The organism is Haemophilus sp. HMSC066A11, assembly GCF_001811665.1.
GTDB classification, from domain to species: Bacteria; Pseudomonadota; Gammaproteobacteria; order Enterobacterales; family Pasteurellaceae; genus Haemophilus; species Haemophilus influenzae.
Genome location: NZ_KV805899.1, coordinates 1 through 13,911, shown reverse-complemented (window position 1 = coordinate 13,911; position 13,911 = coordinate 1). Strand labels below are relative to the sequence as shown.

The 13,911-nt window shown below is 39.7% G+C and carries 19 protein-coding genes, 1 tRNA gene and 2 pseudogenes; all 22 read right to left on the bottom strand.

The window, feature by feature from the left end; genetic code table 11:
- Positions 1-9: 9 nt before the first annotated feature.
- Positions 10-2,205, bottom strand: coding sequence for a hypothetical protein (locus HMPREF2813_RS08845; protein WP_065245531.1), 2,196 nt, complete (start codon positions 2,203-2,205; stop codon positions 10-12).
- Between the two features lie 2 nt (positions 2,206-2,207).
- Complete coding sequence (locus HMPREF2813_RS08840) at positions 2,208-3,755, bottom strand: hypothetical protein (protein WP_041175177.1); 1,548 nt, start codon at positions 3,753-3,755, stop codon at positions 2,208-2,210.
- Complete coding sequence (locus tag HMPREF2813_RS08835; protein WP_065245532.1) at positions 3,745-4,497, bottom strand: terminase; 753 nt, start codon at positions 4,495-4,497, stop codon at positions 3,745-3,747. The genes HMPREF2813_RS08840 and HMPREF2813_RS08835 overlap by 11 nt, the downstream gene beginning before the upstream one ends.
- A gap of 87 nt (positions 4,498-4,584) precedes the next feature.
- On the bottom strand, positions 4,585-4,824 hold the full coding sequence (locus HMPREF2813_RS09725) for an Rz1-like lysis system protein LysC (protein ID WP_224057268.1): 240 nt from the start codon (positions 4,822-4,824) through the stop codon (positions 4,585-4,587).
- The gene (locus HMPREF2813_RS08830) at positions 4,772-5,095 is read right to left on the bottom strand and encodes a DUF2570 domain-containing protein (RefSeq protein WP_041175176.1); all 324 of its coding nucleotides are present in this window, start codon (positions 5,093-5,095) and stop codon (positions 4,772-4,774) included. The genes HMPREF2813_RS09725 and HMPREF2813_RS08830 overlap by 53 nt, the downstream gene beginning before the upstream one ends.
- Entirely contained in the window at positions 5,088-5,690 is a 603-nt protein-coding gene (locus tag HMPREF2813_RS08825) for a glycoside hydrolase family 19 protein (RefSeq protein WP_020910072.1), read from the bottom strand. Before HMPREF2813_RS08825 ends, HMPREF2813_RS08830 begins: the two co-directional genes overlap by 8 nt.
- Complete coding sequence (locus tag HMPREF2813_RS08820; protein ID WP_005650535.1) at positions 5,659-6,015, bottom strand: phage holin, lambda family; 357 nt, start codon at positions 6,013-6,015, stop codon at positions 5,659-5,661. Before HMPREF2813_RS08820 ends, HMPREF2813_RS08825 begins: the two co-directional genes overlap by 32 nt.
- 64 nt (positions 6,016-6,079) lie before the next feature.
- Positions 6,080-6,150: transfer RNA gene (locus tag HMPREF2813_RS08815), tRNA-Trp, on the bottom strand.
- A 58-nt stretch (positions 6,151-6,208) separates the two neighbouring features.
- On the bottom strand, positions 6,209-6,382 hold the full coding sequence (locus HMPREF2813_RS09935) for a hypothetical protein (protein ID WP_005643389.1): 174 nt from the start codon (positions 6,380-6,382) through the stop codon (positions 6,209-6,211).
- Between the two features lie 180 nt (positions 6,383-6,562).
- Entirely contained in the window at positions 6,563-7,432 is an 870-nt protein-coding gene (locus HMPREF2813_RS09845) for a P22AR C-terminal domain-containing protein (protein WP_070647068.1), read from the bottom strand.
- A 363-nt stretch (positions 7,433-7,795) separates the two neighbouring features.
- The gene (locus HMPREF2813_RS08805) at positions 7,796-8,491 is read right to left on the bottom strand and encodes a hypothetical protein (protein ID WP_013527638.1); all 696 of its coding nucleotides are present in this window, start codon (positions 8,489-8,491) and stop codon (positions 7,796-7,798) included.
- 84 nt (positions 8,492-8,575) lie between these two features.
- A complete protein-coding gene (locus tag HMPREF2813_RS08800; RefSeq protein ID WP_013527637.1) occupies positions 8,576-9,301 on the bottom strand; it encodes a TIGR02642 family protein in 726 nt (241 codons plus the stop codon).
- Positions 9,294-9,659, bottom strand: coding sequence for a RusA family crossover junction endodeoxyribonuclease (locus HMPREF2813_RS08795; protein WP_048942427.1), 366 nt, complete (start codon positions 9,657-9,659; stop codon positions 9,294-9,296). The genes HMPREF2813_RS08800 and HMPREF2813_RS08795 overlap by 8 nt, the downstream gene beginning before the upstream one ends.
- A complete protein-coding gene (locus HMPREF2813_RS08790) occupies positions 9,656-9,946 on the bottom strand; it encodes a DUF1364 domain-containing protein (protein ID WP_041175226.1) in 291 nt (96 codons plus the stop codon). The genes HMPREF2813_RS08795 and HMPREF2813_RS08790 overlap by 4 nt, the downstream gene beginning before the upstream one ends.
- 75 nt (positions 9,947-10,021) lie before the next feature.
- Positions 10,022-10,195: pseudogene (locus HMPREF2813_RS10170) on the bottom strand (elongation factor Tu); the annotation flags it as partial.
- 96 nt (positions 10,196-10,291) lie between these two features.
- Positions 10,292-10,504 carry a hypothetical protein gene (locus HMPREF2813_RS08785; RefSeq protein WP_065245543.1) on the bottom strand — a complete coding sequence of 71 codons (213 nt, stop codon included), beginning with the start codon at positions 10,502-10,504 and terminating at the stop codon, positions 10,292-10,294.
- Between the two features lie 14 nt (positions 10,505-10,518).
- Complete coding sequence (locus HMPREF2813_RS08780; RefSeq protein ID WP_013527634.1) at positions 10,519-10,944, bottom strand: recombination protein NinB; 426 nt, start codon at positions 10,942-10,944, stop codon at positions 10,519-10,521.
- On the bottom strand, positions 10,945-11,868 hold the full coding sequence (locus tag HMPREF2813_RS08775) for an N-6 DNA methylase (RefSeq protein WP_013527633.1): 924 nt from the start codon (positions 11,866-11,868) through the stop codon (positions 10,945-10,947).
- Positions 11,865-12,446, bottom strand: a complete 582-nt coding sequence (locus HMPREF2813_RS08770) for a DNA N-6-adenine-methyltransferase (protein WP_013527632.1) — start codon at positions 12,444-12,446, stop codon at positions 11,865-11,867. Before HMPREF2813_RS08770 ends, HMPREF2813_RS08775 begins: the two co-directional genes overlap by 4 nt.
- Positions 12,443-13,069, bottom strand: a complete 627-nt coding sequence (locus HMPREF2813_RS08765; protein WP_042602862.1) for a replication protein P — start codon at positions 13,067-13,069, stop codon at positions 12,443-12,445. The genes HMPREF2813_RS08770 and HMPREF2813_RS08765 overlap by 4 nt, the downstream gene beginning before the upstream one ends.
- Entirely contained in the window at positions 13,066-13,788 is a 723-nt protein-coding gene (locus tag HMPREF2813_RS08760) for a helix-turn-helix domain-containing protein (RefSeq protein WP_048942425.1), read from the bottom strand. Before HMPREF2813_RS08760 ends, HMPREF2813_RS08765 begins: the two co-directional genes overlap by 4 nt.
- Positions 13,785-13,911, bottom strand: a pseudogene (locus HMPREF2813_RS09965) (phage antirepressor KilAC domain-containing protein); the annotation flags it as partial. The gene HMPREF2813_RS08760 and the pseudogene HMPREF2813_RS09965, both read right to left, overlap by 4 nt.

Sequence of the window (13,911 nt, the reverse complement as noted above, 5' to 3'; positions counted from 1 at the left end):
TGCGGTCTGTTATTGATCTAATCCGTAGTTACCAGTTGGATTAACTACTGGCGCATTTTTCAATGCCACTTCCGTCTTGAATTTTTCCAAGTCTGCGGCTTGTTTACCTGTTTGGAGTTGAATATCGGTAGTGAGTTTCGCTGTTCCTAATTCCTTGTCTAAATTCAATCTTGCCTGTTGCGATTCTTGATGCATTTGGACTTCTAGGACTTTAATTTCAAGTTCTTTTTCACGAATCTGTACTTTCATTTGCTCGATCTGTAACTGAGCTTGTGTACGCATTTGCTCTAACTGCATTTCGTGCTGTTGTTTTTGTTGCGCGATCTGCATTTGCATTTGAACTTTAAGGATTTCAGGATCTTGTGGTTGCTGTGCCTGCGCTTCTTGTATTTCCTGAAGTTTTTGTTCGTACTCTTCACGTGGAATTAGCATAGTCTGCGTTCCCATACTCATAGACTGCATGAGAGTTTTCGCACCATCGTACCAATCAAACGCATACATTAATTGCGGATGCTGACCAAATTTTTGGAAAATATCGATGATTTGTGCGGTTTGGGTTTCTTTCACAAGTAAAGCTGACGTGCCACGTGCTACAACTTGCATATCACCTTTAATGGACGAATCTTCACTCATATTCATATTGTACTCGTAGAATCGACGAATCAGCGGTTTAGTCACCGAATCATCCCATTCTTTCACTTGACGACGACGCACCGCATTAGCAGCATTCATCAACATAGACATACCGCCAAGCGTAGGCGTTACCTGTCCTTGTTCACCTTGAGCAATCATTGGTAAACCACTTTCTTCATCCATAAAAGATTTAGACAGTTGAATAATATTAGCTAACTCTTGCTGACGACTACCAATATCAAAGATGCCAAATGCACGTTGCGCTTCAAATTGAGCATTAGCGGTTGCACGGTCATTAGTTTTCCATAACTTATATGGTGCAAGTTCCCAGTTCCCATCCACTGGTGTTAGTACACTACTATTGACTACTGCTTGTGGCCCAATTCCTAAAATTCCGTTATCAATCATTCCACGCCAAGCAGTATTGAGTATTTCTTGTGCATCACGGCAAAGGTAAGGAATACCAAAACCAAATAGGCAGCAAACATCAGGTTCACAGGTATAAACTGAATAAGGGAATTCAGCTGTATCAAGTGGATTGAGGTTTACACTCAAGATTTTACCGTTGCCCGCCATCACAATTACACCTTCAATTTCTAAGTTGGCAGCACGTGATTCTTCATCATCAGGAATATTTAACTTGTTGTCTTCACCTAACAATTCATTTGCACCTGACAACACATTTAACGGAATCCCACCGTGATAAGTCCACAACTCATAGCGGTTATCCTTACTTTGTGTTTCAAGCCCAGAAAGTGTTCTTAGTGTATCGACATAGCCATCCATATCATTGCTTGCCGTACGCGTATCCCCACCATCAAGCTCACATAATTCCAATACGCTTTCTTTCAAGTAGTACGGATTTTTCGCAAGCGCCTGTAATTGTTTTTTAGTCACATGGCTACGCTCAAACACAAACTGACAATCTTTGAGCGTTGGCGCAGTCATATCTGGCACAAAATCCCACGGAAGAACTAAACGAACGGCTGGAATTGTTTTATTGACAATTTCTCCCACCCAATTCCCTAAACTGTCTTGTTTCCATGCTTTGGATTCCACAACATCCACCACAGGCGCACGTAAAATACCAGTACCAAGCGCTGCTGCATAATGTAAACATAAACGCGCTTCTGCCGCATAGTCGCACTCTAATAACTGATCATCAATTAGCTTTTCCATGGCTTCTGCACTTTCTTTGGCCTGTTGCATAATGGCACGTGCGTTGGAAATTTGATTGCGCAAATTCGGATCGTCAGTGTCAGGCTGTTTTGCAATATTCGTAATTTCTGGCATTGGTGTTGGGCTGATTCCGTAGTTTTTATCATCGCTAGGGAAAAGCATATCTGTCATTTGCGCTGTCCACGAATCTGTTTTCGCACGAGTGTAGCCAACAAAAACTTTCGATTTATTGGTTTTAATACTTTCTTCATATTGGTTGCGATACTGATACATATCTTTCACCCAACGTTGCACGATCGGTTGGCGTTGCTTTAAATGTTCTAATAGCTTGACCTTTAGATCTGCCCCAAAAGCGGTGATAGCTTCTAGAATTGCGGATTGTTCTTCTGCCATTTTTAATATCCTGTGATTGAGCTGATAGCTTGGTGTGGTTTAACGTTGATGATTTGTTGTTTGAATAAATCAGGCATAGCGCCTAAACATAAATATTGGTTTGCATCGTGTGGATGTGAATAGCGATTTTTATCGGGCATTTCCGTATATTTTTCTTCACCGCTAATATTTAACTGGCGATAGGCATAACCTGTTTCATAGCCTTTAATTAAAACTCGACAATGCGGGCTGATAATCATCGCAGGTTGCCCCTTTCCAACCAAACGAGATAACCACCAGCGCACCGCTTCTAATCGTCCTGTTGTATTGTTCGTATCTGCTGGACGTGCATTGAATCCGTTTTCTAACAAAATTTGAAAACAGGTTTTTTCATCTGTTTGCGCACGTTGAACGCCAGCCGGATCACCAATCACTTCCACTTCGCAACCAGTATATTTGGAGCGAATTAAAGGCGATAGCTGATCTTGAATGAATCGCTGAATCCCCATTCCTGTCGCCACAACTTCATCGGTAATACGTAACTGACCGATAGGTGAGACTTGACCGATAATTGCAGCTGGCGTTAAACCAAAATCAAGACCGATAAATGTTGGCCAGCCTTTAATAGGTAATAATTTGTCTTTCGAGACGTGTAAATCTTTGTTGAAGTGATCCATATAGACGGGTTTGCCTGTTTGAACGGTCGCAAATTCGTTGCAAATGCGAGATTTAATCCAACTCAATGTTTGTCCTTGAAGGTTATCAAACCAGTAGCCATAGCCTTTTTTATGGTTTTCTACGTTTTCTGCTAACGGATTAGCGACAAATCGGTGTCCGTGATAGTCAACGTATAAGCCATTTTCGATATTAGCTTTAACTCCATTAGATAACGATTCAAACGGAATGCCTGTAATATCAATTAACGCCCCAGGCTGTGTAAAGAACGCCCAATTCTTAGGCGTAAGGCTTTCCCCTGTTTCTTCATCGAGTGCCATTTCAAAGGTATGCCACCAGTGATCATCATCAGGTGAGTTGGTATCCATAATCATGCCATTCCACGTTGCACCATCGAATCCTTCCGAAACTCGCTTTTCAGGAAAACGACCAGTACGTGTTACCGCTTCTGTTACCAGCATCACTGGTAAGAATTGAGCTTCATTGATCCAAATACCAGTCAATTCAAGTGACATTAATTTTTTTACATCGCGCGGTTTATCCATTGAAAGAAACATAAATTCCGCCTCTACCATGGTTTTACCGTCAGGGTGATTGATTTTCATCATGCCACTGATAGGACTGTCATATTTAATCGGACAAATACTTTCAGGAATCCACGCTTGAAAGGTCTTGATTACCGTGCCTTTTAATTCAGGATAAGTGTTTCGCACACAAGCCCAACGAGTACGGCGCACACCGTCAGCATTCGCTTCTTGATTTAAGCAAATTCGGAACATCTCCATAACGCAACCTACGGATTTACCACTACCAATCGGGCCACGAATCGCTTTCACTAATGCGTTCGATCTATGTACTCTACGAAATGTAGCAGAGGCGCGATAATTAATCTTCATTGCTTTCCTCGTCATCGTAGAAGTCAATGGCATATTCGACTTTGTATTTACTTGCCGCTTTTGCCCCGAGTTCTTGCGCTAATTTATCGGCTTTAAGTAAGGTTTCTTTCGTCTGTGCTTTTCTTAATTCGATTGTTTCAAGAGTAAGTGCAATATTGTTATTTGTGCTATTCAGGCTTTCAATGCGCCCCACCGCTCTATCTAATGCCGCTTCAGCAGATTTAATTAGCTTAAATGTAATTTCCTTATCTTCTGCTGTAGTACACCGCGCTAAATCAGCAGTGAACTTCTCAATGCTTTCAATGGAAGAAATAGCCCGTTGGCGCATCAGGTCAATTTCATCTTTAAGGCTAAAATCAACGACAACATCAAAGGCAGATTTATCTTTAAAATATCGAGCGTAGCCACCATGCTTTATCATTTTTGCGGACTGCTTTACTTTTGTCGCAATTTCTTTCGCGGTTTCGCAGTTCTCTTGGATAACTTTCGCAGTTTTGTTCACACTTTCGCAGTTTGTTTCGCAGTTTTTATCCAAATCTTCTTTATTTTCAATAACTTCCGATTTAGTAGTTTTATTCACACTTTCGCAGTTTTCAAAGATCGTTTCAGGCTTTTTGATATACCGTTTAGCAGTGGCAAAATTCAATCCTTTCCGTCTGCACCACTCCATAACAGACACACCAGTTTTTGCATAAGTCTTGATGTACTCTATTTGTAGTGCGTTCCAATCTTTTTTTGCCATAAACGAGATATAAAAAAGCCCGCATTAAGCGAGCAAAGGTGGTGAAGAATAACCGCGCTTTATTGCACGCACGGTTTAGGTATTAGATTATTTTTCCATTTTCTCACGTTGCCATTCACGGATTTTATCAATCCGATTTAAACAGACATCACGTTCGCGTTTGAGTATTACGGCATATTGCGCGACATCCCCATAGGTTGAACCGCTAAATGATGTTTTATCTAAGTGAGCAAGATACGCTGCTGGAATAGTTGGATATGTGATGATTTGCGGTTTACTTGCGCAAGAAGTTAAGCAAGCTAATAGGAGCAACGGAATTATACGCATTGCTTTGTTTATCGCTATTTGGAATTGAATTGATAATCGCATTTTGTTCCTCTCTCGCTTTGCTTTCAGCCTTGGATAACTCAAAGGTGATGCGTTGATTTTCAGCAATATCCGATTCTAATTGGGTGATTTTAGTGGATTGCTGAATGATGGTTTCAGCTTGTTGTGCCTTTGTGGTTTCCAAGTCTTCAATAACGCCAGACTGGTAACGCAATACACCAATCAAAACCACGACAACACCCGCTAACGCTATGTAAATGTACTTAGTCATTATCCGTTACCATTAATGCTCGATAGAGCTTGCAACGCTCATCAATGCCATTTAGTCCACCATTAATTCTTCGCGTGACTTTTTCGACAGAATTAAGCTCAGCCAATTCATAGCATTTCCAATACCACACAGCAGTTTTAACAGATAAATCTAAATTCCCTGCCACATCTTCTGGCTCAATATCTCTACCTAACCATTTTCTAAATGCGGCATAATTATCCTTACCTGTAATCTGAATCAGTCCACGACCACGATACTTCCAACCATCTCCACTTTTCTCATCGCCATTACCCAAACGATTAGCATAAACACGATTGGCAATAAGTTCAGGTTTGCGCTCATATTTCTTCGCTGTAAGAGGGTCTGGGAAATATTTACGGAAAGTTTTAGAAAGCCCAAGCCAAGAATAATTTAAATTTTCTTTAAATCTTGTAAATCCGCCACTTTCATGTCCACATTGAGCTAAAAACATCGCTTGCTGCATCTTAGTTACACAACCTGCTTTTTCTATCTGCGCCGAAATAGCTTGATAAACACCTTTAACTGCGTGTGGAAAAATTTTATTAAATGTCACTTCGGAAATCATCATTGTCATCTTTTTCAATTCTCCGATTAATGAATTTAAATAAAAACTCGCGAATTTTTTCAGTACCAACAAAACCAATCATCGTACCGAGAAATGAAGAATATTCTGTATGCCCAAATAAATGCGTACAAATTGGTACCGCAACACCCGCAATAGAGGCACACATAGCCGCATCAATTAAAACATAACGAATAGCTGGCTTTTTACGCATAAACCCAAATCTTAAAAGAGAAATAAATAACGCCCAAAAAGCACTCTGTGCTGAGCTAGAACTAAGATTTGTTTGCAACCAAGACCATATTAACGCCCATACATCAGGCTCTTTAATTGGCATATATTTTCTCCCGCCTGTTCTTTAGGCAATAAAAAAGCCCACGTGTTAACGTGAGCTTGTGATATGGCAAAGTCGCAAGGAATCGAACCTTAATCAACGATTTTGGAGACCGCTGTTTTACCATTAGACTACCCCTTATAGATACCCTAACAGTATCAACAAGTAGGGATTTTTACATAACTCAATATAACGACTACCACCAACGAACAGCACTAATAAAAGGCGTTGCAAAAAGAAGACAAATTCCCACAGCTAAAGCTACAATCGCAAAGGCAATCGCACCACGAATAACAGGTGTTGAATAAGTTTCCATATTTAATCCTTCTTTTGGATGTATTTTTAGTTTCGTTCTGTTATACTTAATCATAAATTCGTTCCTTTAAATTGAGCTTAACAGGAATGAAAAAAGCCGAAGTGTTTCCCTCACCTCGGCTTTTCTTTTACATATAAAAAAGCCAAAATGTAAATGTATTACACTTTGGCTATTATGGAAAATTCTAGTGCAGTTTTTGGCTAATGTCAATCTGCTTTACAGTTGAAAGCCTTTTTAAAAATCTACTCTAATGGCTTTCGGATCAAACTGGCGCAAGTGTTCTAATGCTCGCCAATTTGTCATTGGATCAATCTCAAACTCTTGTGTAATGCGATTTAAGATTTGGTTTGTTGAGCGTAGCACGCTTAAATATTCGTAAGCCTGCCCGTAGATTTGCCCGCTCATATTTGAGCCTAGCGTCTTAAAGGCTTTTTCGATGTATTGGAATGTGCCGACGCCACGTTTGAAAGCAAACCATAACCAAAGAAGCTGTTGGAGTTCGTACTCAGTAAATTCAAAAGTGAATTTCTTTTCACTGCTAGGCAATTCAGCCTCAGTGATTAATTCCCCTTCTAAAATTATCTTGTGTACATACTCTACTGCTTGCGGTAACTGCTCTAATGTCAAATCTTCGATGCTTTCCACATTAAAGCGTTGGTGGATTAAATGATAGGCATCGGAATAAATTAATCCTTTTCTGCTCACGAGCATATTCACGGCATTGCGTAACCCTGTTCTGTCATTGACGGATGTTTTGCTTTCATATTTTCCTGTTTTACGAATAGTAGGTAATACTTCTGCTGTAACCCATTTTCTAAAACGGTGTGGAATAGATCCTTTTTTCACTGCATCACGGCAACGTAAGATCAAAGTGTACATTCCGCTTTCGCTGATGATATTCACTTCTTGTTGTCCGCTAGGGGTGTAAATTAAACTTACACCCTTTTCATCTTCATCTAACGCAATTAAAGACATACGAGAGTTTGTTAGACCGATTGCGTCACAAACGTCCTTTGCAACGAACCAAGGTTCATTGTTTATAGCTAAAGTGCGGATAGAATTTGATTCAAAGTTGAATGTAGAGAGTTGGGTTTGATTAGACATAAAATGTCTCCTTTGGATTTTTTTACGAAATTAAGATTTACCCTAAATGGGGTGCCAAGAGGTTCGTAAACCGTCCAAAGTCGGCTGGAGTTATTCCCCGAAGGTCTTTTATTCCTCGCCCTCTCGGCATAGATGAAATTGGATTTATGCGTGTTAAGTCTTAATGGCAATAAAACTAAACGAGATCACAAATTTTACGCATAAAAAAACCGCTATGCTGTCGGGTGCGGACTTCCGCTTTGGATTTAAGGCTACGACACCTTGATGAAAATAATAATGAAAAAAGCCTGCTTTGTAAACAGGCTTTATTCTTATCTTGACAAATTTTTACACTTACCTATGCCAATAGTTATGTTGGAACTACTATTCTCCGATCAACTTGCTAATATTCCATCGTTCAATATCAAAATTTGATGGTATTTCAAAATTCACATTTACCATAGAATAAGGATTTGCATTTACATCAACTCTAATTGTTATCTCAGGATGCTTCTTATCTAAATCGGATAAAAATTTATTTTTAGCCTCTAAATAAACCTGTTCAACAGGCTTTTTTTTGTCTCTGTCTGATATATTCCAGTAAATATCTCTAAACAAACTGTTTTCAGACAACTTTTCATTTGATGCTGTTTTATACTCCGTTATGTCCTCCGTTATAATTAGCTCTATTTGTTTGATTTTTACATTCAATGGATTATAAAATCGAACATTTACCCACTGATTTTCAGGAGGATAAATTCTAGTAACAGCCCTATTCCCCTTCACTTTATGTATTAACTCTTGATACTCATCATCCGTTAAAAAGTTACTACTTTTCTTAGAACTCCCTTTACTTGGTCTATTTTGGAAATCCATTTCTAATTTATCGTATTGAGCTTGTAATACATCATACTTATACGACCATTCCCTAAATGAATTTGGTTTAACACGCTCAAGTAGTATTCTTGATTCTCTGGAAAATTTATTTACTTGCTCCACATTATTAATTTCGCTATTACCAACCCCTGTAGATTGCATAGAAACAAAGAGCAATGAAATCAATACTAAACTCTTTTTCATAAACAAAAACTCCCATAATCAATTTTTACCAATTATAAGAGATTTATTATTTTTCATCTGTGATCTTACTCACAAATTCAAAAATCAATCAGAAATTTCTTTATTTAATCTCTGCTTAATCACACTTTCCGCCCCACTCATATCCTCATAGCAATGGCGTTCAAAATCCACCACCAACGCCAAGATATAGCGTTTAAAATAAGATTCAGTACAATCAATGGACTTCATCAAGTGATAGATATTGGCGCGCAACTGCCCTTTTCCGCGACACTCAGGACATTCACGTTTTTGCACTCGACCGACTACCCCCGTTCCACGGCAACGCGGACAAGTATTTGATTTACGCAATTCATTAATTTCACGGACTCTTAATTGACGAGCTTCCACACCATTAATCGACAAACCATTTTCTTCGGCAATTTTATTCATCTTTTCAATCGTTGGAAGATAAGCATATTGCGATCGTAGGTATCGTTTTCTAAGCGATTTGATATGTTTAATTTGGCTTGGTAAGGGCAGATCGCAAACCATATCGACTACGCATTTCATCGCTTCCGCTGAGTGTTCAGGGAATCCGCGATCCTCGCACCAGCTTTCAATATAACTATTCACAAATTCACGCGAAAATGGATCTTGGCGATATTTATACATCAGCAAGTGATAGCCGAACATGTATTCGCTTTCTGCTTTGGCAAAAGCACAAATAATTTGATCTTGATAAAGCAACGCAGCACCACCGCGGCCCACAGTTTCCACACTCACGCATTTAGGATTATGTAATTTCACCAACAATTCGATTGATTTACTCATTTTCAAGCCCTCTAATTTTTACTACAACCATTCCGCCTTTTTTGGTTCCGCAATTTTTACTGCGAAAATCTTTTATCACTTTGTTGTTGTCGTCTTGTATTAATCCTGAGGCGACTAAACTATCGAAAAGCCCTTTGTTTATATTATCGGGATCACGGTTTCGGTTATCGGGATAATAAACTTCAAGATGCACTGCAACTGCACCGATAAATGGATCGAATTGTTGTAAAATTTGCAATGCTTCGGCTTTAAATTTTCTCCCTGCTTCGCTGATATAATGCCGTCCGTTTCTTGTGTGTCGCCAATAGTGATTAACTGATGGCGGATAAGGTAAGGCAATCTCTAGCCAATCACTCATAACTTGCCCTCCTTGCGTAAAATTTGCTGTGTTCGAAACACTCCTTCAGCGTGTGCCAGGCGGACATCTTCAGTATCCATTTTTCTAGTTCTACGGTCACATTCATCATGGCAAGATGAGCATGCCCAAGCACCAAAAATATCATCGGGCTTCATACCGACTCCATTTAATCCTGCCATACGATAATGTGCTAATACGGTCGTTTCAGGATTATGATTACAAATACCAGGTAACCGCACTTGGCAATCACGCCCTTTCGCCTCTTTGCGATAATTAACCTTGCTCACCGTCTTACCCCCATTAATCACGTTCTTGCCTTTACTGCCTGGCTGTCTCCACTTGCGCCAGTCCTCACGTTCTTTTGTCAATCCGCGCGTTAGTTTTTCGTTTACATCATCAACCGATTTACGCGCTAAGTTAGCCGCCATTGCCATTACTACTGCTGCCGTGAGTTTTGCTTTTCCGCCGTGATCGACATGACCTATAGTACCAACATTTACAACCGGCTTTGTGCGTTCAAATTTCTCTTTACTCATCAAACCACCACTCATCACCAATAAACCAATCCAAAACAACCACAATCACAGCAATAAAAATCATCGCAATGAGCAGGAGTAAAATTAGCTCTAACATTATTTATCCTCGATCGTTTCAATTTTTGAGCATTGATAAACGTTTTTGCCAACGTAAAACTTACCCAATCTCTCGCACTCTGTTGCAACCGTGCTATGCGCAAAATACCAACCGGAAAGCCAACAAGCTCCACATAAAACAAGGGTGGCAGCAAGGGGCTGACCGAAAAGAAAAAACAGGACAGCAGAAAATGTAATCAAAAATAAAACCATGGTCTCTCCCTCTATCATCGTCCGTAAAATCCCCATCTATCGTTAAATCTCACGCCATTTTGCACGCCCCAACTGGTCACATACTCGATAAGGCTTGCCATTCTGCTCACGCTCATTTGAGCCGAACTTTCACGGATATTCACAAATTCCCCCTCAAGACCTGGCACAACATCTGCTTTTTGATTGGTGGCGATTGCGTGACCCGAAATAAACAACACTTTCCACTGCTCCATTGTGAGCTTACGCCCCATAAATTCAGCCTGATTTGCAACATCTTGGCACATAGCGTGAAACTTGGCGTTTTGCTCAAGGTTTCGTGTTATTGGTTGGATTTTGACTACTAACGGCTTTTTATCATCCGTTGGCAGTTCCTTGATTAAATCCAAGCAATTATTTTTAATGCGTTGATTACGTAAAAAGAAAGGTTTGTATTGGCTCATTCATTCGCCCCAGCCAAATAAAAAGCGATTTGATTTTTTTTCTTCCTGAATCAAAACACAGACTTCATCGCAGAATTTTTCAAATTCTTCACGCGGCCAGCCTTCTAAATCAAACACCATACCGCTAAATTGAATTTGAGCGCGAATTTGCTCTTTTAGTTGAGCTTGCGACATCAACTCTAATTTCATAGGATCTACTTTTTCTTTTGGCGGCTCTGGCGGTGAAACCGTGTCCCATTTATCAGAATCAATTAACCATTCATCAGCGTTAATTATTTTATTCGTGGCACAGTCATACAATTCACGGTATGTCTTGTTATTTGACTTAGTTTTATCAACCACCAAGAAAAGCACTGAAATAGGCGTATCTTCAAAGGCGTTTTGAATCAAATTCAACTCGACTAATTGATTCCCAATAACTTCACGGAGTGTTTTTTCGGTGTTTCGATAGGCAATGCCAGGAAACATAATGAAAAACCCAAAACGATGCGCATTGGCTAATCCTTTCAGCATAAAAACATCATCAAGCACACCTGATTTTTTCCACGGAAAATCCGCTTGAATAGCGGTCTTTTCTTCCTCGGTAAGTTCTTTAAATTTAAGTGAGAATGGCGGGTTCATTACAACACAATCACTTTTTGGCTCACTTTGATACAAGAAAAAACTCGTATTATGAATCTCAGCATCTGGATAATTATTGGCTAATGCCGCGCATGATTCCGCTTGAATTTCTACTGCAATAAACTTACTTGGTTGAATAAATTGCTCAAGCTGTCCGCTGCCTGCTGCACCATCAAAAACACTTGGATTTTTACCTAAGTACTTCTCGACTTTCTCAGCCAAATATCGGCGAAGAGATTCGCCCGTAATATATTCAGCAAACTTATTCGCTTTCTTGCGATTGTTATGTTCTTCAAAACTCATTTGCTATACCCACCAATCTTTTTAATAAAATCAAGGCTAATTGAACGTGTGACAAAATCTTCCATTGTCGGATCAAAGACTACGACCATTTGCCCTTTGCTATTTCCCTTGATTTCTTTTCCTGTTACAGGGTTGATAAATGCAATTCGACCACCTGTAATATCAATCACTTCATTTGCCACGCCTTGAATATGGTTTTGATACCATTGAGTAGATTTATCATTGTTGAGTAACATCACGACTAAATAACCAGCATCACATAATTCTTTCGCGCGTTGTAGATATGGTGTAACGTTGGAATAAGGCGGGTTCACATAGATTCTTAACGGAGCCGAACAACGTTCTGCGACTTCGTCCAACAATACATCTAACATTTGCTCAATCGGCATTAGAAAGTCATCTGCGATTGATTGATGCTCATCATTATCTGAGTTAGGTTCGCCGATATAGTGACATGTCAAGGCGTTGTTGGCTGTTGCACAACCATCAAGATCGAACAACCCGAAACGTTGAGATAGCCATTCAAAGACATAGTGCGGTGTTTGCCATGTATCTTTATCAAATTGTTGTCCTGTCATTGCAATGCCCCTTTCCCTTTCATCATTGCCATCAAGCTATCTCGAGCTTTATCAGCCTTCGCTTTATCGTAAAAACTTGGCTTTGCTGGAATCATCTTCGGAATATCCTCAAAAGGAAAATTCGACCGCACTTTTTCCGCCGCTTCTGTGAGTAATTTCGGAATAGTTTTCAACGTGTCCTCTTCCGATTTTTTCTTGCACTTTTCGTACAGATTTTTAAGCAACCAAAATTCCATTTTTGAACGATATTGAAATTCATCCCGATTGAATCGGGCATAGCCTAAGAAAGTGTTATAACGTTGGTATAATTCCGCTTCATTCGGTAAGCCCAATACGTGGTAGTCCAGAACTTTGCATGCTTGAATAAATTCACCTACACTTGGCAAATACCCATTTGGCTTAGCACGCATTTCCGCCATACCTCGTTTAACTTGTGTTATTTTTGTAATTCCATTTTCAGCAAAGCCTAAAATCCACTGACGTTTTACTACCTGCAATCGCTCTAGAGTGAGGTTGAGCAACTGAGGGCAACTAGCGCAAAGTTGGTCGAACAACGTATCAATAAATTTCTCCACTTGTGGTGATACACCTTGATGTAATGATTGATTAGTTAATTGGTTCACAGTACATTCTCCCAGTCTTCAGGACGATTCCACGGCAACGCATTTTTTTCTTCAAAACTCATTTTTTGCGCTTGGGATGTTCGCAGTTTCTCATCACGCCAATCCCATGATGCGTTAAATCCCTGCCAGTTTCGTTCAATGCAAATTTCCACCGCTTCACAAATCGAAATCCCAGCCTTGTCCGCCTGTTTTTGCAGACGGTTGAGTTGCGTTTGATTAATTACGCCCTTTTTGGCTTTGCGGTGTGCGATAAAATCTTTCGCCAGTTGTCCTGTTATGCCAAACTGCTCAAGCAACATTTCGGATTCGCTTTTTTGCGTAGTTTTTTTAGGTTCATTGACTGGTTCTAAAGAGTGACTGGTTATGGGTGCAAATTTTTCACTACCCCCTAGTGCAAATTTTTCACTACCTAGTGAAATATTTTCACCCCCTAGTGCAGATTTTTCACTACCCTGCTCAAGGTGTAAAAGATATAAATTTGCACTTGAACCATCTTTATTTTTTCGCGCTTTTTTGGTGACCAATCCCATTTTGATTAAATCATCAATGTGACTAATCGCGCTACGTTTTGACATTTCGCATTTATCGGCAATGTATTGATAACTAGGAAAACAAATTCCATCATCATTGGCATTATCAGCTAGTTTTAAAAGCACAAGTTTTCTAGCAGGATTGCCAACCTTACAATTCATTGCTTGAACCATTAATCGCATACTCATAGCATCAACTCCGAAGCATAACGTGACGCGATAAATTCAATGCCTTTGCTTGTTACACGTGTCTGAGTGTAATTGTGACCGTGTTCGGCAGTACCTGTTTTAACCGTAAAAAGATCTTTGGTG

What these genes read in the sequence shown, in the direction of transcription:
- HMPREF2813_RS08845 (WP_065245531.1), bottom strand. Translation starts at nt 2,205, where the DNA reads ATGGCAGAAGAACAATCCGCAATTCTAGAAGCTATCACCGCTTTTGGG.
- HMPREF2813_RS08840 (WP_041175177.1), bottom strand. Translation starts at nt 3,755, where the DNA reads ATGAAGATTAATTATCGCGCCTCTGCTACATTTCGTAGAGTACATAGA.
- HMPREF2813_RS08835 (WP_065245532.1), bottom strand. Translation starts at nt 4,497, where the DNA reads ATGGCAAAAAAAGATTGGAACGCACTACAAATAGAGTACATCAAGACT.
- HMPREF2813_RS09725 (WP_224057268.1), bottom strand. Translation starts at nt 4,824, where the DNA reads ATGCGTATAATTCCGTTGCTCCTATTAGCTTGCTTAACTTCTTGCGCA.
- HMPREF2813_RS08830 (WP_041175176.1), bottom strand. Translation starts at nt 5,095, where the DNA reads ATGACTAAGTACATTTACATAGCGTTAGCGGGTGTTGTCGTGGTTTTG.
- HMPREF2813_RS08825 (WP_020910072.1), bottom strand. Translation starts at nt 5,690, where the DNA reads ATGACAATGATGATTTCCGAAGTGACATTTAATAAAATTTTTCCACAC.
- HMPREF2813_RS08820 (WP_005650535.1), bottom strand. Translation starts at nt 6,015, where the DNA reads ATGCCAATTAAAGAGCCTGATGTATGGGCGTTAATATGGTCTTGGTTG.
- HMPREF2813_RS09935 (WP_005643389.1), bottom strand. Translation starts at nt 6,382, where the DNA reads ATGATTAAGTATAACAGAACGAAACTAAAAATACATCCAAAAGAAGGA.
- HMPREF2813_RS09845 (WP_070647068.1), bottom strand. Translation starts at nt 7,432, where the DNA reads ATGTCTAATCAAACCCAACTCTCTACATTCAACTTTGAATCAAATTCT.
- HMPREF2813_RS08805 (WP_013527638.1), bottom strand. Translation starts at nt 8,491, where the DNA reads ATGAAAAAGAGTTTAGTATTGATTTCATTGCTCTTTGTTTCTATGCAA.
- HMPREF2813_RS08800 (WP_013527637.1), bottom strand. Translation starts at nt 9,301, where the DNA reads ATGAGTAAATCAATCGAATTGTTGGTGAAATTACATAATCCTAAATGC.
- HMPREF2813_RS08795 (WP_048942427.1), bottom strand. Translation starts at nt 9,659, where the DNA reads ATGAGTGATTGGCTAGAGATTGCCTTACCTTATCCGCCATCAGTTAAT.
- HMPREF2813_RS08785 (WP_065245543.1), bottom strand. Translation starts at nt 10,504, where the DNA reads ATGGTTTTATTTTTGATTACATTTTCTGCTGTCCTGTTTTTTCTTTTC.
- HMPREF2813_RS08780 (WP_013527634.1), bottom strand. Translation starts at nt 10,944, where the DNA reads ATGAGCCAATACAAACCTTTCTTTTTACGTAATCAACGCATTAAAAAT.
- HMPREF2813_RS08775 (WP_013527633.1), bottom strand. Translation starts at nt 11,868, where the DNA reads ATGAGTTTTGAAGAACATAACAATCGCAAGAAAGCGAATAAGTTTGCT.
- HMPREF2813_RS08770 (WP_013527632.1), bottom strand. Translation starts at nt 12,446, where the DNA reads ATGACAGGACAACAATTTGATAAAGATACATGGCAAACACCGCACTAT.
- HMPREF2813_RS08760 (WP_048942425.1), bottom strand. Translation starts at nt 13,788, where the DNA reads ATGAGTATGCGATTAATGGTTCAAGCAATGAATTGTAAGGTTGGCAAT.